At 66.8% G+C, this 16,895-nt stretch carries 14 protein-coding genes; 6 read left to right on the top strand and 8 right to left on the bottom strand.

Annotated features, from left to right (window positions below; translation table 11 throughout):
* Nucleotides 1–47 precede the first annotated feature (47 nt).
* Complete coding sequence (locus VHN57_RS15850) at nt 48–3,101, top strand: glycosyl hydrolase family 28-related protein (protein ID WP_278986760.1); 3,054 nt, start codon at nt 48–50, stop codon at nt 3,099–3,101.
* A 4-nt stretch (nt 3,102–3,105) separates the two neighbouring features.
* On the opposite strand, the gene VHN57_RS15845 is transcribed toward VHN57_RS15850, so the two are convergent.
* Genes VHN57_RS15845 through VHN57_RS15815 form a run of 7 tightly spaced genes read right to left on the bottom strand, consistent with a single transcriptional unit; the run spans nt 3,106 to nt 9,606 of the window.
* Nucleotides 3,106–4,446 (bottom strand): DUF1552 domain-containing protein, encoded by a 1,341-nt coding sequence (locus tag VHN57_RS15845; RefSeq protein WP_010338474.1) that lies wholly within the window; start codon nt 4,444–4,446, stop codon nt 3,106–3,108.
* Nucleotides 4,443–6,161: a DUF1592 domain-containing protein gene (locus tag VHN57_RS15840; protein ID WP_278986759.1), complete on the bottom strand. Its 1,719-nt coding sequence runs from the start codon at nt 6,159–6,161 to the stop codon at nt 4,443–4,445. Before VHN57_RS15840 ends, VHN57_RS15845 begins: the two co-directional genes overlap by 4 nt.
* Complete coding sequence (locus VHN57_RS15835) at nt 6,158–7,342, bottom strand: hypothetical protein (protein ID WP_423284484.1); 1,185 nt, start codon at nt 7,340–7,342, stop codon at nt 6,158–6,160. Before VHN57_RS15835 ends, VHN57_RS15840 begins: the two co-directional genes overlap by 4 nt.
* Nucleotides 7,343–7,359: 17 nt before the next feature.
* Nucleotides 7,360–8,151 (bottom strand): hypothetical protein, encoded by a 792-nt coding sequence (locus VHN57_RS15830; RefSeq protein ID WP_423284482.1) that lies wholly within the window; start codon nt 8,149–8,151, stop codon nt 7,360–7,362.
* Nucleotides 8,151–8,615, bottom strand: a complete 465-nt coding sequence (locus VHN57_RS15825; protein ID WP_423284480.1) for a c-type cytochrome — start codon at nt 8,613–8,615, stop codon at nt 8,151–8,153. Before VHN57_RS15825 ends, VHN57_RS15830 begins: the two co-directional genes overlap by 1 nt.
* Nucleotides 8,616–8,641: 26 nt before the next feature.
* Nucleotides 8,642–9,298, bottom strand: a complete 657-nt coding sequence (locus VHN57_RS15820; RefSeq protein ID WP_278986163.1) for a cytochrome b/b6 domain-containing protein — start codon at nt 9,296–9,298, stop codon at nt 8,642–8,644.
* On the bottom strand, nt 9,298–9,606 hold the full coding sequence (locus VHN57_RS15815) for a high-potential iron-sulfur protein (protein WP_037520194.1): 309 nt from the start codon (nt 9,604–9,606) through the stop codon (nt 9,298–9,300). The genes VHN57_RS15820 and VHN57_RS15815 overlap by 1 nt, the downstream gene beginning before the upstream one ends.
* 198 nt (nt 9,607–9,804) lie before the next feature.
* On the opposite strand from VHN57_RS15815, the gene VHN57_RS15810 reads away from it, so the two are divergent.
* Nucleotides 9,805–10,551 carry a response regulator gene (locus VHN57_RS15810; protein WP_037490491.1) on the top strand — a complete coding sequence of 249 codons (747 nt, stop codon included), beginning with the start codon at nt 9,805–9,807 and terminating at the stop codon, nt 10,549–10,551.
* Nucleotides 10,548–11,879, top strand: a complete 1,332-nt coding sequence (locus VHN57_RS15805) for a sensor histidine kinase (protein ID WP_423284476.1) — start codon at nt 10,548–10,550, stop codon at nt 11,877–11,879. The genes VHN57_RS15810 and VHN57_RS15805 overlap by 4 nt, the downstream gene beginning before the upstream one ends.
* 99 nt (nt 11,880–11,978) lie before the next feature.
* Here VHN57_RS15805 and VHN57_RS15800 read toward each other — a convergent pair whose 3' ends face one another.
* Nucleotides 11,979–13,331 (bottom strand): FAD/NAD(P)-binding protein, encoded by a 1,353-nt coding sequence (locus VHN57_RS15800; protein ID WP_278986161.1) that lies wholly within the window; start codon nt 13,329–13,331, stop codon nt 11,979–11,981.
* Between the two features lie 208 nt (nt 13,332–13,539).
* Here VHN57_RS15800 and adh point away from each other — a divergent pair, with 208 nt between their 5' ends.
* The 3 genes from adh to VHN57_RS15785 all read left to right on the top strand — a co-directional run bounded on the left by adh (nt 13,540) and on the right by VHN57_RS15785 (nt 16,882).
* A complete protein-coding gene (gene adh, locus VHN57_RS15795; RefSeq protein ID WP_278986169.1) occupies nt 13,540–15,060 on the top strand; it encodes an aldehyde dehydrogenase in 1,521 nt (506 codons plus the stop codon).
* A 138-nt stretch (nt 15,061–15,198) separates the two neighbouring features.
* Entirely contained in the window at nt 15,199–15,591 is a 393-nt protein-coding gene (locus VHN57_RS15790) for a DUF779 domain-containing protein (RefSeq protein ID WP_278986160.1), read from the top strand.
* The gene (locus VHN57_RS15785; protein WP_278986159.1) at nt 15,581–16,882 is read left to right on the top strand and encodes a DUF3422 domain-containing protein; all 1,302 of its coding nucleotides are present in this window, start codon (nt 15,581–15,583) and stop codon (nt 16,880–16,882) included. The genes VHN57_RS15790 and VHN57_RS15785 overlap by 11 nt, the downstream gene beginning before the upstream one ends.
* Nucleotides 16,883–16,895 lie beyond the last annotated feature (13 nt).

Below are 16,895 nucleotides of genomic sequence, written 5' to 3'. Positions count from 1 at the left end.
CCCGGTCCTGCACGGCCGGGACATCTTCTTTTTACGGAGCCTGATAGATGTATCGTGGCCTGACCTATCGTGGATTGAGCGGAGCCTGCGCATCCGTCCTGCTGTGCCTTGCCGCAGCACAGCCCGCCGCCGCGTCCCCGTCCGTCTATACCGCCATGCCCGACGATGCGCGGGCCGTGACGGTGAAGGGCGTGGGCGATGGCCGCGCCGATGACAGCGCCGCGATTCAGCAGGCGCTCGACGCCGCCGCCGCGACGCCCAGCGGCGGCATCGTCTTCCTGCCCCAGGGCACCTACCGCATCAGCCGCACTCTTTTCCTGTGGCCGGGCGTGCGCATCTTCGGCATCGGCGCCCAGCGCCCGGTGATCCTGCTCGGCGCCAACACGCCCGGTTTCCAGCGCGGCGTTGCCCATATGCTGATCTTCACTGGCGGCAAGCGCCAGACCGACAAGGACAGCTGGCCCGCCGCTTTCCCGCCGGCCGGCAGCGTCCCGTTCGACAAGACAATTGCCGACGCCAATCCGGGCACCTTCTATTCTGCGCTCGGCAATATCGATTTCCGCATCATGGACGGCAATCCGGCGGCGACCGCGATCCGCTTCCATTCCGCCCAGCACAGTTTCGTCAGCCATGTCGATTTCGACATCGGATCGGGCCTCGCGGGCCTCTACCATGTCGCCAACGAGGCGGAGGATCTGCACTTCAAGGGCGGCCGCTATGGCATCCTCGCGGAAAAGACCTCGCCGGCCTGGCCCTTCGCCCTGATCGATGCGACCTTCGAGGGACAGCGCGACGCCGCCATTCGCGAGCATGAAGCGGGCCTGACCCTGCTCAATGTCGCCTTCCGCAACGTGCCGGTCGGGATCGAGATCGACCGGGGCTATGGCGACTGGCTCTGGGGCCAGGATGTCCGCTTCGAAAATGTGTCGAAGGCGGGCGTCATCATCTCCAACGAGAAGAATGTCTATACGCAGGTCGGCTTCCAGAATGTGCTGGCCGCCAACACCCCGACCTTCGCCCGCTTCCGCGAAAGCGGCCGGACGGTGGCGGGACAGGGGAAGGCTTACAAGGTCTCCTCCTTCACCCATGGCCTGACCCTGCCGGGGCTTGGCCGGATCGGCGACTACAAGACCGACATGCAGGCGCAGCCGATCGCCAGCCTGCCGGCGCCCGGCGCGCCGGCCATCCGCCCGCTGCCGCCCGTCGCCGAATGGGTGAATGTTCGAGCGCTGGGGGCGAAAGGCGACAATGTCACGGACGACACCGCCGTGTTGCAAAAGGCGATCGACAGCCATCGTGTCGTCTACCTCCCCGCCGGCTTCTACAAGGTCAGCGACACGCTGCGCCTGCGTTCCGACACGGTGCTGATCGGCCTCCACCCCAGCCTGACCCAGATCGTCCTGCCCGATGGCACGCCCGCCTTCCAGGGGGGCGGCGCACCCAAGGCGCTCGTTGAAAGCGCGCAGGGCGGCGATGCGATCGTCGCCGGCCTGGCGCTCGACACCAATGGCGCCAATCCGCGCGCGACCGGCCTGTTGTGGAAGGCCGGCGCCAGTTCCATGGTCAACGACGTCAAGTTCCAGGGCGGCCATGGCACCGATGCCTTCGATGGCAGCCGGCGCAATCCCTATAACAACAACGCCACCGCCGATCCCGACGCATCGCGCCGCTGGGGCGGCCAATATGCCAGCCTCTGGGTGACGCAGGGGGGCGGGGGCACCTTCGCCAATATCTGGAGCCCCAGCACATTCGGTCATCCGGGCATATTGATCTCCGATACGGAAACGCCGGGCCGGTTGATCCAGGCATCAGTCGAACATCATGTCCGCACCGAAATCGGCCTCAACCGTGTCGCCAACTGGGAATTGCTGGCGCCCCAGACCGAGGGGGAGGCAGGCGAGAGCGGCGATGCCGTCGCGCTCGAAATCCGGGATTCCCACAATATCCTGGTCGCCAATTTCCACGGCTATCGCGTCACCCGCACGCGCAAGCCCGCGCCGACCGCCGTGTCGCTCTATAATTCGCACGACATCCGCTTCCGCAACGTCCATGTGAACGCGGAAAGCGGGGTCGGCACCTGCGACGAAAATGGCTGTGGCACCTTCCTGCGCCTCACCAAATATCCGTTCGAAAACGCCATTCAGGATATCACCCATGGCCTGGAAGTACGCGAACGCGAGTTCGCGGTGCTGGACGTGTCGGCGAAACCCGATCCGGTCGCCCCCTCGACCTTCGGCGGCGCCAGCGTTCGGAAGCTCGCTGACGGCTTCTATGGGTTGGGCGGTGGCGCGGTGGATGCACAGGGCCGGCTCTATTTCGTCGACCGTTTCTTCCAGCGCATCTGGCGCTGGTCCGACGCGGGCCGGCTGGAGATGATCCGCGACGCCGCGCTCGATCCGGTGAACCTGACCATCGACAAGTCGGGCAACCTGCTCGTCCTCTCTTCCTATGGCCGCAACGGCACGGTCTACAGCGTCACCCCCGGCGCGCCCGACACGCAGATCAGCGTCATCCCGGCGACGCCTGCTGCACAGGGCGCTGCCGCCACCATCTTCCCGGTCAACTGGTGGGTGAATGGCGAGTTCAGGGACCAGATCGATCCCAAGACTTATGCGTTCACCACGCTTGCCGAGATGTTCGCCCGCGACGCCGCGCAGTCCAATGCCCAAGCCTATGTCTCACCCGATGGCAGCATCGCCCTGCCAGCCTGGCGCGTCTTTGCCCAGGGACCTGTCGACCATCGCGGCCTGCGCTTTTCCCACACGCTCGACAGCTATGGCTTCGTCCAGGGCAAGCCGGGCCAGCGCATCTATGTCACCAACGGATCGGAAAACCGCACCTACAGCGCGCTGGTCGCCGGCAACGGCACGCTGACCGACCTCAAGCCCTTCGCCGATCGTGGCGGGGAGGGCGTGGTGAGCGACGCGCAGGGGCGGGTCTATGTCGCCAATGGCCAGGTCTTCGTCTACGCGCCCGACGGCAAGCCGATCGGTCGGATCGACGTGCCCGAACGGCCGCTACAGCTGCTGTTCGGTGGCCCGGACGGCAAGACCCTGTTCATGCTGTCGCATCACGGCCTCTACGCGGCGCGGGTCGAGTAGGGGATCAGACGATCAGTCCGGGGATGATCTTGTTCGTCTCCAGGCTGCCCGTGCCCCAACGGTCGACCGGCACGCCCATCGCCTGTTGCAGGGTCAGGCCGACCCGGCTGACCGGCGATCCGTCGCCGGTGATATATTGGCCGGTATGGATGCGTCCGCCGGCCGACCCCGCCGTCATCATCGGGATATTGTCGATGGTGTGGAATTTGGCGAACTCGGTCTCGCTATGGGCAAAGACCAGGCTGTTATCCAGCAGGGTGCGGTCGCCTTCCTTCACTGCGTCCATCGCCTTGATGAAATAGGTCCAGGCCTCCATGCACTTGTCGACATAGAAGGTGACTTCGGGTTGATAGCCCAGCCGGTTGTCCAGCACCTCCTCATGGGTCAGCTGATGATGGGTGATGGTGCTGCCCACCCGCGTCAGCGACGATGCGCCATTGTTGAAGTTCATGTTGAACAGGCGGACATTGTCGCACGCCATCGCCATTACCAGCAGATCGGTCATGATCTCGTGATTGCGCATGACATTCTCGATCTCGGCATTGACCGGCAGGTCGGGCACCTTGGGCGGAACGACACAGGCCTGCATCGGCGCCGGCTTGGTCAGTTGCACGTCGAGCTGGTTTTCCAGCTGCCGCAGCGAGGTGAAATATTGGTCGAGCCGCTGCCTGTCGGCCGCGCCCAGCCGCGCCTCCAGCGCCTGCCGCTGGTCGGACACGCCGGACAGGACGCTGCGCCGAGCCATGACCGCCGGATCGGGGGTGAAGGTCGCGCTGTTGGGATCATGGAAGCCGGCGCCGAACAGCCTTGTATAAAGGGCGGCGGGCGACACTTCCGCCGGGTTGAGATTGCCATTGCCGCGCCCGGACAGCGAATTGCGCGGATCGCCGGTTGCCGACAGCTCGATCGAGCGGAAGCGGGTGCGGGTGCCGATCACATCGCCGATCGACACGTCGAAGGACGGCCCCGGCAGGCCACGGTCGGAATCGATCGCCATGCCGGTGCGGATGCCGATGCCGCCGCTGATGTGTGGTAGGTTGGGCTTGCCGTCGAGCGGCAGGGTGAAATCGCCCAGGATATTGACCTTGTGCTTGAGCGCTTCGATCGAGGCCAGCTCGACCTTGAGCTCATAATCCTTGCCGGCGGCGCTGGGGAACCAGCGCGGCGGATTGACGCCCAGCCCCCAGAACCAGGTGCCGAATCGGATCGGCATCGGCGCGCCGGTCGCCGCCATGGCGGTGCCGTTGCCGTCGAGGAAGATGTCGAGCAGCGGCAGGCCGACGGCCACGGCCATGCCGTTGACCATGCCGCGCAGCGCGGTGCGGCGATCGAGGGTGAAGCTCATGGACGGTCTCCTTCACGGATATGCGGGCTGGTCATCATCGCGACCTGCGGCTTGGCCAGCGGTGGGGTGCTGACGCGATAGGCATCGGCCATGGTCGCGACCCGCAGGAACAGCGCCTGGATGCGATAGCCGTCGGCAGCAAAGCCCTGTTCCAGCGCCATGGCGGTCGCTTCCTCATCTTCGGGCATGCGCCCGGTCGCATATTGGAAGGCGCGACCGGCAACGCATTCGGTGGTCGATTTGCTCGCCGCCAGCGCCTGGCCCAGGCCGACATTGCCCTGGAAGGCCGTGCCCTCGAACACGCCGGCGGTATCGATCGGCGCGTCATTCTCGGTCCGGCGGAAGGCGCCGATGCCGTCGAACCGCTCCAGCGGCAGGCCCAGCGGATCGGTGATCTTGTGACAGGCGGCACAGACCGGATCGCTGTTATGGGCGTTCAGGCGAATGCGCGCGGTCGGCATCGCCTTGTTGCCGACATCCTGCACGGCGGTGAAATTGACGTTGCCCGGCGGGTTGGGCACCGGCTGACACAGCAGCAGTTCGCGGATCGCCCGGCCGCGCAGGGTCGGCGAACTGCGCCCCGAATGGGAATAGAGCGCCAGGAAACCGGCCTGGCCCAGCAGCCCGGCGCGATCGTCGCCATCGGCAAATTCATAGGGCACCCAGCCCTGCATGCTGGACACCTTGGCCTGATAGAGTGGCCCCAGCGCCCGGTTGATGAAGGTCCGCCGGGTGGTGAACAGGTCGCGATAATCGCCCTGCCGCGTCACCAGTTGGTCGACGATCATGCGCAGCATCTGTTCGGACAGGGCCGACGCCACATCGGGGTTGAAGCGGGGATAGACGATCTGGTCCTTGGCCATCTCGTCGAACTTCTCGAACAACAGCATGTCGGCGAAGAAGGCGCGCACGCCATCCTCCAGCCGGGGCGAACGCACCATCTTCTGCGCGATCGCCGCGAGCTGGGCCGGATCGGTGAGCTTGCCCTCATCGGCCGCGCGCAGCAGCGCCTCATTGGGCGTCGTGTTCCACAGCAGATAGCTCAGCCGCGCGGCGCGGGCATGATTGTCGAGCCGCAGGCTGCCGGGCGCTTCCGGGTCGGGCTCCGCGCTCTCGATGATGTAGAGGAATTGCGGCGATACCAGCATGGCGGCGAGCGCCAGCTGCATCCCGTCATAGAAGCCCTGGCCATCGCCAGCACCCTTGCCGGCCATCATGACGAAGGCGCCGATCTCCTCCTGAGTCATCGGCCGGCGAAACAGGTAGCGACCGATCGGCATCAGCGTCCGTGCGGCGCAATCGGCGTCGGGCGCGGCCGCATCGCGCGGGGCGCAGGGCATGAACTGGGCGCGGCGATCCGGCGCGAACACCTGCGCGGCGATATTGCGCGCCATCGCGTCGAACTGCTCGAGCCCGGCGGGCGAGATGGTCGATGCGCTGGCGCCGGTCGCGATCAGCTCATGCACTGGCCGGACGATCGGCTCGAACCGGCCTGCCACCTTGATGTCCGGGCCGAAGATATCGGCGATGCTGTTGCGATATTGCGCTTCGGTCAGGCGGCGCATCCCCGCCACCTGACCCAGCGGCGTCTTCAAGGGGGCGAAGCTGGCTTCGGGCGTGGCAGCGGTCTGTGGCGCCTTTTCGACCGTGCAGGCGCTCAGCAGCAACCCGGCGAGCAGCGCCCAGCGCGCCCTGTGGCGAAACGGCCGGCTCATCGCTGCGCCACCTTGGGCTGGGGCAGGCGGTCGGTGATGAAGGCGGGCACGGCCCAGGCCTCCATGCCGCTGGAAATGCGGCGGCACTGGCCGGTCGCCGGATCGCGATCGCCATCGGCCATCGCCTTCAAGGCGGCATACATGGCGGCGCAGTCATAGCCGGCCGTGGTCGCCGCGCCCTCGCCACCGACCGAGGCGCTGGCCATCACGTTCCAGATCGGCTGATAGCCGCCGACGATGCCCTTGATCGATCCGTCCGGCTGGAAGGTGAAGCGCAGCCGCGCCTTGGTGAAATCATATTCGTTGCGCCGGCCGCGAATGTCCCGCTCCGATCCCTGGCCCCAATTCTGCTTCAGGCGGATATGGGCCGGCTCGGTGGTCAGCACGCCATTGACGATCCGCCCTTTCAGCACATTGCGATGGGCGGCATTGGCGGTGACGCTGTAGCTGGCGCCGGGGATTAAATTCTGGCGCGAATCCACCACCGCCCGATCCTCGGTATTGGCGTAGATCACCGTCACCTCGGGATCATTCTCCAGACTGTCGACGCCGGTCAGCAACAGCAGCTGGCTATGTTCGCCGCTCACCAGGAACTGGGTCAGGCCCTTGACGATGTCGCCGCCCGTGCCATCGACCCCGCGCCAGGTCCGCACGCAGCCCATCGCCCGCCACATCTGGTTGTCGACACCTTGCTCGCCGGCTGGCCCGGTAAAATTGGCATGGCCGCAGCTGTCGTCCGCCGCCGCGCCGCCCGTATCATCGTCCAGGTTCAGCCCCTGCGCGACCTTGCCTTGAACCATGCGCTGGGGCGGCCGGTCGAACTTGTCGGGATGGGTGCAGATGTTGAGATTGTCGGGACCAAAGGCATAGCCGGTCCAGCGCGCGGTCAGTTCCTTCTCGTTCGCCTTTTCCAGCAGCCGCGTCCGCTCGCCCGTCGGCTGGGTCTGGAGATAATTTTCGCGCAGGGTGGCGGCCAGGCCCTGCGGGCAATCCTCCTTGCCCTGATAGATGGCGGGCGCGAAATGGCTGACAACGAAGCCCATCTCGCCATTGGCCGGCGGCGCGGGCAACGCGGCAGGGGCGGCGGACTTCGCGGGGGCATCACCCTGCGCCGAAACCGACGCCGCGAGTGGCAGTGCGCCCAGCAGCAGGAATAGTTTGCGATGATTCTGCACGATCATCCTCTCCTTGCGAAATATCATGGGATCAGCGGCTCGGCATCGGCCGGAATATCGGCCGGGTCGTCGCCCTCGATGGTGAAGACCGGCCGGTCGCGATAGGCCCATTGGGCGCGGTCGCCATCGGGCCGCACGGTCCAGGCGCCCATGCCCCGTCGCGCCATGCCCGCCGGGAAGACGCGCCAGTTGGCGCAGGCCGAACCGCAAGCCTTGCCCTTATGCGTCACCAGCAAATTGCCCTGGCCATCGACCAGCAGATAGCGCCCGTCCACCAGCCGCGCCGTCACATCGGCCGGCGCGTCGATCTTGGGCGCGGCCGGCATATATTTGAGGCTGTTCCAGACGAGGCCGTCCTCGCCCTCATGGTCGATCGTGCCGGGCCGCTCACCAACATGGGTGAAGACCAGATTGACCCGCTTATAGACCCATTGCGGCCCGCTCGGCCCCTGCATCACGATCCAGTCGGGGCCGTCCTGCTTCAGCCGGGGCGCCTTGCGATCGCCACCGAACTCGGGCGGTGCGGGCACGATCTCCGCCTTGGCGGGCGCGGCGAGCGGCGCCCATTGCGTCAGGCAGTCGCCCGAACACCAGAGCGGCTGATGCCCGGTCCGCCCGGTCACCGCGCGCATATCCATGCCATAGAGGGTGCGGCCATGGGCATCGACATAGACGTTTTGGTCACCGACCTTGCGGATGCTGACACCGGCCGGCAGCGGCTCGCCACTTGCTGCCTCGGGCGGCAGGTCGGCGGCCTGCGCCCAGAGCGCGGCCGGCTGCGCCAGCCACAGGATCGCGGCCGCCCGGCGCCACATCAGCGCTTCTCCTCGACGCGGAAGCTGCGGTGGCAGGTGCCACAGCTTTGCCCCAGTGTCTTGGCCGCCGCGCGCATCTTCGCCACGCCGCCGCTCGCCGCCACGGTGGCGAAGCTGTTGGCCTGCGCGGTGAAGCCGTCCTGCGCCGCCTTGAATGCGGCCGGCTGGCTCCAGATTTCGGGCTTGGCCGCCGTCTTGACGCCGGGTTTCGGGCCGCTGCCGGCCGGGAACCAGCCCTGTTGCTGGCGGGCATAGTCGCGGATCTGCCGCGCCGAAATCTGGATCACATAGGTTTGCGGCGTGGCCGATTTCAGCTCGTCATTGATATTCTTGAATGCCGCGCCGACCTCGCGGAAACCCGCGATCCGGGTGGCGACGATATCGCCGGGTGCCGCCGCCAGCGGCGCCGCGCAGAGCAGTGCCAGCATCGCGATCGGCCGCTTCATCCGGGCTCTATCGTGCATCCTCATCCTCGTCCCTTTCATGTCTGTCACAGCATCGGATCGGCAAAGACCCACCAGGCGAGGCTGCCCGCCAGCAGGATCGCGACGGCGAAGGCGACAGGCGACGCGCGCCGCACCGCCACCGGCTCGCCGGTCACTTTCGCCCGGCCGCTGACCATCGGCCCGATCAGGTTGCGCCGTCGCACCAGCAGGTAGAACAGCACCGCCAGGACATGCAGGCCGATCAGCACCTGCAGGATGGTGAAGCTGATGCCATGGATGTCGGAGGCGAGCCGGCCCTGATCGAAATCGACCAGATGCGACAGCGGCCCGGATTCGATGCCGTCGATATCGACCGCGAACAGGCCGGTGCCGACCTGCACCGACAGCGCCAGCAGCATCGCCACCACGCTCCAGCCACCGAGCGGATTATGGCCGGGCGCCGCGGGCGCACGGCCGGTCAGATAGGCGAATATCGCGCGCGGCCCGCGCAGGAACTGGGCAAAGCGCGCTGGGCCGGACCCGATCAGGCCCCAGATCAGGCGAAAGACAATCAGGAACAGCACGGCCTGACCCGACAGGCGATGCCAGTCCATGTGATAGGTTTCCACGCTCCACCAGGAAAAGCCGATCAGGCCGACCAGCGCCCAGTGAAACAGGCGGATGGGCAAGTCCCAGACATATTGGCGGGCATGGTTCGCCATCAGCTCTTCTTCGCCCAGCTGTCGCACACGCCCTCGGCCGGCACGATGCCGCCGCTCAGCAGCGCGCATTTGCCGCAACCCGGCTGGGCGGCGGTGAAGAAGGCGCACAGGCCGCAGCGCTTGGTCGCATCGTTCGACGTGCGAAAGCCCAGCGACTTGCGCATGCTCTTCTGCGCGGCGGACAGGCTGGCCGGATCGACGCATTCGGCGGCCTGGGCGATGCTCGCCATCCCCAGCGGCACGCAGGCGATCAGGCCCAGCGCCGATCGACGGCTCCAGTGACGGACATGATGATGGCTTGCCGCCATGCGGCCCACTCCTCTTCCCTGCCGGCCCGGTTGCTCCGGTCCTCTTGTGCGATCCTTCTAGCAGGGGGGCGGCGGATTAATTTGTCAGCGCCGACAAAATCGGCGCAGAATGCAGGCGCTTATTCCGCCCTTTGTGTCGGGCCTGACAAAATCCGGCGCGGGCCGGCGGCTAGAAGGGGCGGAATGGGAAGAGGAGGGATGAGGGTGACAGCGAAGCTGACAGGCGACAGCGCGCCGGGCGACACGCATATCCTGATCGTCGATGACGATCCGTCGCTGCGCGCGCTGGTCCGTGCTTTCCTGATGCAGGAAGGCTATGTCGTCAGCGAAGCGGCCGATGGCCCGGCGATGCGCGCCATCCTCGCCCATCAGCCGGTCGATATCATCGTCCTCGACGTCATGATGCCGGGCGAGGACGGGCTGTCGATCGCCCGTTCGCTCGCGGGACAGCAGGATGCCGGCATCATCATGGTGTCGGCGCTGGGGACGGAAGGCGACCGGATCACCGGCCTGGAGATGGGCGCCGACGATTATCTGCCAAAGCCGCTGTCGCCGCGCGAGTTGCTCGCCCGCATCCGTGCGCTGCAGCGCCGCCGTCGCCCGGTCGCCGACACCCGCCAGCCGGTGCTGGCCCATTATCATTTCGAAGGGTGGCAGCTCGATCCGGTGCGCCGGGTGCTGCGCGATCCCGCCGGCATCATCATCAGCCTGTCGGAGGGAGAGTTCGCCCTGCTGCTCGCCTTCATCGAACATCCCCAGCAGATATTGAACCGCGACGCGCTGGTCGAACTGGCGCGCGGCGAGGATGCCGATGTGTTCGACCGGGCGATCGACACCCAGGTCAGCCGCTTGCGCCGCAAGCTTGGCACCCGCGCACGCGGCGAACTGATCCACACCGTCCGGTCCGAAGGCTATATCTTCCAGGCGCCGGTGCAGCGCGGATGAAGGCGGGTTTCCTGCGCTGGGCCAATTCGATCCACGCCCATCTGCTGGCGCTGGCCCTGGTCGTGATCCTGACGCTGACCGCCTTCAGCCTCACCCTGCTGCTCTATTTCATTCCGCCCGAACGGGTGCCGCTGTCGGTCTATGAGATTGCCCGCATCGTCCATGGCCAGCCCCTGCTGCGCGACGAGCCGGTGGTGCATGAGGTGCGGCAGGCCGCCGCGCCGCCGGCATCGATCGACCCGGCCGATCGGCTGATCGCCGCGCTGCTGGCCCGACGCCTTGCTCTGCCTGCGGCCGATGCGCGCATCCGCCTCGACCCCGGCGATCGCGAGCGCATCGGCCAGTTTGTGGCGGAGATGCAGCTTTATGGCCCCGATGGGGTCGCCGACCCCTTCATCCTGGGCACCTTCACCGCCGCGATCCGCCAGCCCGACGGCCAATGGCGGATGATCACGCGGGAAGCGCGGGGCGGGCGGTCGCTCTGGCGGCTGCTCGGCCAATATGCCTTCCTAGTCGGCATCCTACTGGTGGTGCCGCTCAGCCTCTGGTTCAGCGCGCGGCTGACTCGCCCGATCCGCGCCTTCGCCGCCTCGGCCGAACGGATGGGGGCAGGGCAGGAGGAACAGCCGATCCCGCTCGACGGGCCGAGCGAGATTCGGCTGGCGGCGCAATCGATCAACGAGATGCAGGCGCGCATCGCCCGCTATGTGCGCGAACGCACCTCGGTCGTCGGCGCGATCGCCCATGATCTACGCACGCCGCTGTCGCGCCTCCATTTCCACCTCACCGCCGCGCCCGCGCCGGTCCGGATCGCGGCCGAGGAGGAAATCCGCCAGATGGAGGCGCTGATCGGCACGATGCTGGATTTCGTCGACAATGAAAATCGCCCCCGGCTCAAGGAACCGCTCGACCTTGGCCTGCTGGTCGAGGGGCTGGTCGACGATTTCGCCGACATGGGCCGCGACGTGACCCTGCTGGGCGCGGAGCCTGTCATCATCGCGGGTGACATGATCCTGCTCAAGCGGTTGTTCACCAACCTGATCGACAATGCGATCAAATATGGCGATCGCGCGCGGGTACGGGTGATGCGCGACGAGGGGCGAGCGATCGTCACGATCGAGGATGACGGGCCGGGCATGGAACAGGCCGATATCGCCCGCGCCTTCGAGCGCTTCTATCGCGGCGAACCCTCGCGCAATCGGAGCACCGGCGGCGTCGGCCTCGGCCTGTCGATCGTCCAGTCGGCGGCGCAGGCGCATCAGGGCCAGGTGTCGCTGGCGCGCGCGCTCGATGGCGGGCTGCGCGCGCAGGTTGAGCTGCCGGTTTAGAGCGTTTTCTGATCAGGTGGAATCACCTGATGACTCGGAAAACGCGTTAAACCAAAAACTTAGAGCAACCGATCTGACGCAGTCGGATCGGAATTTGCTCTAAAGCCCTTCCGCCTCCACCCATTGCGCGCCGGTCAGCGCGCGCGCCATGTCCCAGCTATGGCGGCGGATATCGGGCACGGCGACGATTTCCCAATGGGCGCCGCGCGTCATCGGCCCGACCACCAGCAGTCGCTCTTGCGCGCTGCCGTCGCGTGCGATGGCATGGCCCTGCCGGTTGGTGTCGATGCCGATCGCCAGCGCGTCCGGCCGGATTGCGCCGCGATCCGCCAGCCGGCGCAGCAGCACATCGTCCGCCCGGCCCAGATCGGCCAGCGGCCCGGTGCAATTGACCACCCGCGCCACCCGGATTTCCTGCACCTGTTCGCCGCCGCGCGGCCGCCATTGCACGATCAGTCCCTGGTCGGCGTCCTGCGCGCCGATGATTCGGCCCGCCGCGATCCGCAGCCGTCCGCTTGCCTGCATCGCGGCGATCCGTTCGGCCACCTGCGGCGCGATGCGGTGGCGATGCACGTCCCAATAGGGCCGGGCATGGCGCAGGAAGCGCGCCCGTTCGACCGGGGAGGCCGCCCGCCATATATCCTGGGTAAAGGGGCGCAGTTCATCGACCGCGCGGCGCCAGCCGACCGCCTCGGCGCGCTGGCGGATGGTGCGGACCAGCCCGGCGCAATGGGCGGCGGGCCGCTCGCGCAGGGCGGGGAAGGGCATGGCCGGCGCATGGCTGTGCGGCACCAGTCCGCGCCGCGACAGCGCCAGGATCGATCCGCGAAAGCCCGCGCTGTCCAGCGTCTGCGCGCAATCCACCGCGGTCAGGCCCGTGCCCAATAGTAGTATCTTGTCGCTCGGCCTCAGCCCCTCGGCAATGTCCGCGCCCCAGGGTTCGGATACATAGAGCGGGGGCGTCTTATCCCGGAATGGCGGCAGGTCATGCGGCGGCAGATTGCCCGGCGCCAGCGCCACCGCATCGGCCGCCAGCGTCTTGCCTGAAGCCAGTTCGACGATACAGCCATCGCCGGTCATGCGGATGTCGACCGCTGCGTCATCGATCACGTCCAGCCGGTCGCCTGCCTCGGCGCGGGTCTTGTCCAGCAGCGCGGAAAGATAGCGGCCATAGGTCGCCCGTGTCGCGAAGCTGGCGTCCGATCCGCCACTCGTCTCCGCCAGCCATTGCGCGAAATGGCCCGGCTGGTCGGGAAAGGCGCTCATGTTGCCGGCGCGGACATTGAGGATATGGTCGGGCAGGGCGCTGCCGAACGCGACACCCTTGCCCAGCCGTTCGGGCCGCCGCTCGACCAATGTCACCCGCATCGTCCCGTAGCGCAGCAGGTTGATCGCCAGCAGCGTGCCGCTGAACCCGCCACCGACGATGACCAGGTGGGAAACTTGGAACATGGGGGAAATCTCTCCGGGCAGGGAAGGGGCCTGCCAGATAGAGCAGCCCGTCGGGTCGCTGTCGAGGGGGCGGCACAGGTCGCGTCTCATGCCCGCCTCGTCCCGCAGACGGGGCGATCCGACCGAAGGTCCAATTGCACCGGCGGCCTGCTTTGCCATCTTCTGAAGGCTGAAAGACGATCACAAAATCGACCCAGGAGACAAGATGATGCTGCAACAGGCGCTGGATAAATTCGCCGGCCAGACCCTGATCCGCGACCGCTACGACAATTATATCGGCGGCCAGTGGACGGCACCGGCCAAAGGCCAGTATTTCGACAATATCTCGCCGGTCACCGGCCAGGTCGTGTGCCAGGTCGCGCGCGGCACGGCGGAGGATATCGAGGTCGCGCTCGACGCCGCCCATGCCGCCAAGGATGCCTGGGGCAAGATGTCGTCGACGCAGCGGTCCAACATCCTGCTCAAGATGGCCGATCGCATGGAGGCCAATCTTGACCTCATCGCGCTCGCCGAGACGATCGACAATGGCAAGCCGATCCGCGAAACCACCCATGCCGACATTCCGCTCGCGATCGACCATTTCCGCTATTTCGCCGGCTGCGCCCGCGCCCAGGAAGGATCGATCAGCGAGATCGACCATGACACCATCGCCTATCATTTCCACGAGCCGCTGGGCGTCGTCGGCCAGATCATCCCCTGGAACTTCCCGATCCTGATGGCGGTGTGGAAGCTGGCGCCCGCGCTCGCCGCCGGCAACTGCATCGTGCTCAAGCCTGCCGAGCAGACGCCGATGTCGGTGCTGGTGCTGGCGGAGATCATCGGCGACCTGCTGCCACCGGGCGTGCTCAACATCGTCAACGGCTTCGGCGTGGAAGCGGGCAAGCCGCTGGCGTCGAACAAGCGGATCAGCAAGATCGCCTTCACCGGCGAGACCACGACCGGCCGCCTGATCATGCAATATGCGTCGGAAAACCTGATCCCCGTCACGCTGGAACTGGGCGGCAAGTCGCCCAACATCTTTTTCGAGGATGTGATGGATGCGGACGATGATTATTTCGACAAATGCCTCGAAGGCTTCGCCATGTTCGCGCTCAACCAGGGCGAGGTCTGCACCTGTCCCAGCCGCGCGCTGATCCAGGAATCGATCTACGAGAAGTTCATCGAACGGGCGATCGCGCGGGTGAAGGCGATCAAGCAGGGCAGCCCGCTCGATCCCTCGACGATGATCGGCGCCCAGGCGTCGAACGACCAGCTCGAAAAGATCCTCTCCTACATCGCGATCGGCAAGGAAGAGGGCGCGCAAGTGCTGACCGGCGGCGATCGCGCCACCCATGACGGCGAACTGGCCGATGGCTTCTATGTGACGCCCACCGTGCTCAAGGGCCATAACAGGATGCGCATCTTCCAGGAGGAGATTTTCGGCCCGGTGCTGGCCGTCACCACCTTCAAGGACGAGGCGGAGGCGCTCGCCATCGCCAATGACACGCTCTACGGCCTGGGCGCGGGCGTGTGGACCCGCGACGGCGCCCGTGCCTATCGCATGGGACGGGGCATCCAGGCCGGTCGCGTCTGGACCAACTGCTACCACGCCTATCCGGCCCATGCGGCCTTTGGCGGCTACAAGCAGTCGGGCATCGGCCGCGAAAATCACAAGATGATGCTCGACCATTATCAGCAGACCAAGAATCTGCTGGTCAGCTACAGCCCCAAGGCGCTGGGCTTCTTCTGACGGATCCACCGCGGAGCGCCCCTTCTCTCTCCTTTCTTGGCGCTCCGCACCTTTGGCGGGCATCCTCCCCCGGATGCCCGCCAGCTTTGCTTCTGCCAGTTTTGCCTTTGGCGGTTTTGGTTCTGAAGGATCGGATCGATGGCCGATTGTCCTGCCCGCATTCTCGCCACGCCCGCGGCCGACGCGCTGATCGCGCGCCTGACCGACCAGCATGGCCCGCTGATGTTCCACCAGTCGGGCGGCTGCTGCGACGGTTCGGCGCCGATGTGCTTCCCGCGCGGCGAATTCCGGGTCGGCCCGCAGGATGTGCTGCTGGGCCATGTTGCGGGCGATGTGCCGGTGTGGATCGGCGCGGCCCAGTTCGAATATTGGCGCCATACCCAGGTGACGATCGACCTGGTGCCGGGGCGGGGCGCCGGCATGTCGCTCGAAAGCCCGGAAGGGCAGCGCTTCATCGTCCGCTCGCGCGTCTTCACCGATGCGGAGGTCGATCTGCTGGAAGCCGCTGGAGAGCCGGCGCGTGGTGGCTGAGCGGCGCTTCACCGAGCATGCGCTGCGCCCGCAGCTGGTGGGCGAGATGCAGTTGCGCCGCGAGCCTGGGCTGACGGTCCCGGCACGGATGATCCAGCTTGTCCGCCTGCTCGATGCGGACGCGCGCACGGCGGAACTGGCGGCCTTGCCCGCCATGCCGGGCGATCTGCGTCCAGGGCATGACAGCCGCCATCGCGAAACCCGGCTGGGCGCCGACATCCACCTCCACTGGGAACAGCATAGCGAGGCCAGCACGGTCACCCTGGTGCGCGGCGGCAACGATCCGGTCGGCTGGGATTTTCCCGACGCGGCCGACGCCCGTGCCGCGATCGCCTGGGCCGAATATCTGCCGGGTGCGGTGATCCGCGCCGTGCGGCTGGCGATCGTCGCGGATGAGGGCGCCGCCGCTGAGCTGGTGGCCAGTGCCGGGTTCCCGGCGGGCCAGCTCGTCACCTGCCATGTCGGTGGCGGCGCGCGCATCTGGACCGATTTCCGCATCCATGATGATGGCTATGGCCGGATGGTGGTGGCCGCCAATGGCCTGCTGCCCGGCGATCTTGCCCGCTGCGTCCAGCGGCTGCAGGAACTGGGCAATTATCGCAATCTGGCGCTGCTCGGCCTGCCGCCCGCGCGCACGGCCTGGGCCGATCTCGACTGGCTGGAACAGGCGCTGGAGCAGGTCGGCCGGGCGCTGGCCGCCGGCGAGGTGCGCGACGATGTGCTGCTGGGCCGACTGATCCAGTTGTCCGCCGACATATTGTCGATCGACAGCGGCTGCGCCTATCGGATGAGCGCGACCGCCGCCTATGGCCGGATCGTCGCCAGTCGCCTCGCTGAACTGGATGTCGTGCCGATCGCCGGTCATCGCTCGCTCGCCGACTTCACCGAAAGGCGGCTCTGGCCTGCCGTGCGCACCTGCGCGGCGCTGACCGATCGGCTGGCGCTGCTCAACGGCCGCGCGGCGCAGTTCACCGCCCTGCTGCGCACCCGGATCGAAACCCATATCGAGAACCAGAATGGCCGCCTGCTCGCCTCGATGGACCGCAGCGCGCGGATGCAGCTCCAGCTTCAGCAACTGGTTGAGGGGCTGTCGACGGTTGCCGTCAGCTATTATGCGCTTGGCCTGCTCTCCTATCCGCTCAAGGCCGTGGAAAAGCACTGGCCGCGCCTGTCCGCGACGCTGCTGCTGGGTCTTGCCATGCCATTCGTCGCATTGCTGGTCTTCCACCTGATCCACGGCGCCAAAAGCCGGCTTGTTTCGCGTGACAGGCCAGCGGAACCCGCTACATGATAATGCCCCAAAG

The organism is Sphingobium salicis subsp. salicis, assembly GCF_049472635.1.
Lineage (GTDB): Bacteria > Pseudomonadota > Alphaproteobacteria > Sphingomonadales > Sphingomonadaceae > Sphingobium > Sphingobium yanoikuyae_A.
Note: the sequence above shows the minus strand (reverse complement) of the source record. Positions and strands in the feature narration are given on the sequence as shown.

Excerpts from the sequence above, each read along its gene's own strand:
- VHN57_RS15805 (WP_423284476.1), top strand. The coding sequence starts at position 10,548 with ATGAAGGCGGGTTTCCTGCGCTGGGCCAATTCGATCCACGCCCATCTG.
- VHN57_RS15790 (WP_278986160.1), top strand. The coding sequence starts at position 15,199 with ATGGCCGATTGTCCTGCCCGCATTCTCGCCACGCCCGCGGCCGACGCG.
- VHN57_RS15850 (WP_278986760.1), top strand. The coding sequence starts at position 48 with ATGTATCGTGGCCTGACCTATCGTGGATTGAGCGGAGCCTGCGCATCC.
- VHN57_RS15820 (WP_278986163.1), bottom strand. The coding sequence starts at position 9,298 with ATGGCGAACCATGCCCGCCAATATGTCTGGGACTTGCCCATCCGCCTG.
- VHN57_RS15845 (WP_010338474.1), bottom strand. The coding sequence starts at position 4,446 with ATGAGCTTCACCCTCGATCGCCGCACCGCGCTGCGCGGCATGGTCAAC.
- VHN57_RS15835 (WP_423284484.1), bottom strand. The coding sequence starts at position 7,342 with ATGATCGTGCAGAATCATCGCAAACTATTCCTGCTGCTGGGCGCACTG.
- adh (WP_278986169.1), top strand. The coding sequence starts at position 13,540 with ATGCTGCAACAGGCGCTGGATAAATTCGCCGGCCAGACCCTGATCCGC.
- VHN57_RS15830 (WP_423284482.1), bottom strand. The coding sequence starts at position 8,151 with ATGTGGCGCCGGGCGGCCGCGATCCTGTGGCTGGCGCAGCCGGCCGCG.
- VHN57_RS15825 (WP_423284480.1), bottom strand. The coding sequence starts at position 8,615 with ATGCACGATAGAGCCCGGATGAAGCGGCCGATCGCGATGCTGGCACTG.
- VHN57_RS15840 (WP_278986759.1), bottom strand. The coding sequence starts at position 6,161 with ATGAGCCGGCCGTTTCGCCACAGGGCGCGCTGGGCGCTGCTCGCCGGG.
- VHN57_RS15815 (WP_037520194.1), bottom strand. The coding sequence starts at position 9,606 with ATGGCGGCAAGCCATCATCATGTCCGTCACTGGAGCCGTCGATCGGCG.
- VHN57_RS15810 (WP_037490491.1), top strand. The coding sequence starts at position 9,805 with ATGAGGGTGACAGCGAAGCTGACAGGCGACAGCGCGCCGGGCGACACG.
- VHN57_RS15800 (WP_278986161.1), bottom strand. The coding sequence starts at position 13,331 with ATGTTCCAAGTTTCCCACCTGGTCATCGTCGGTGGCGGGTTCAGCGGC.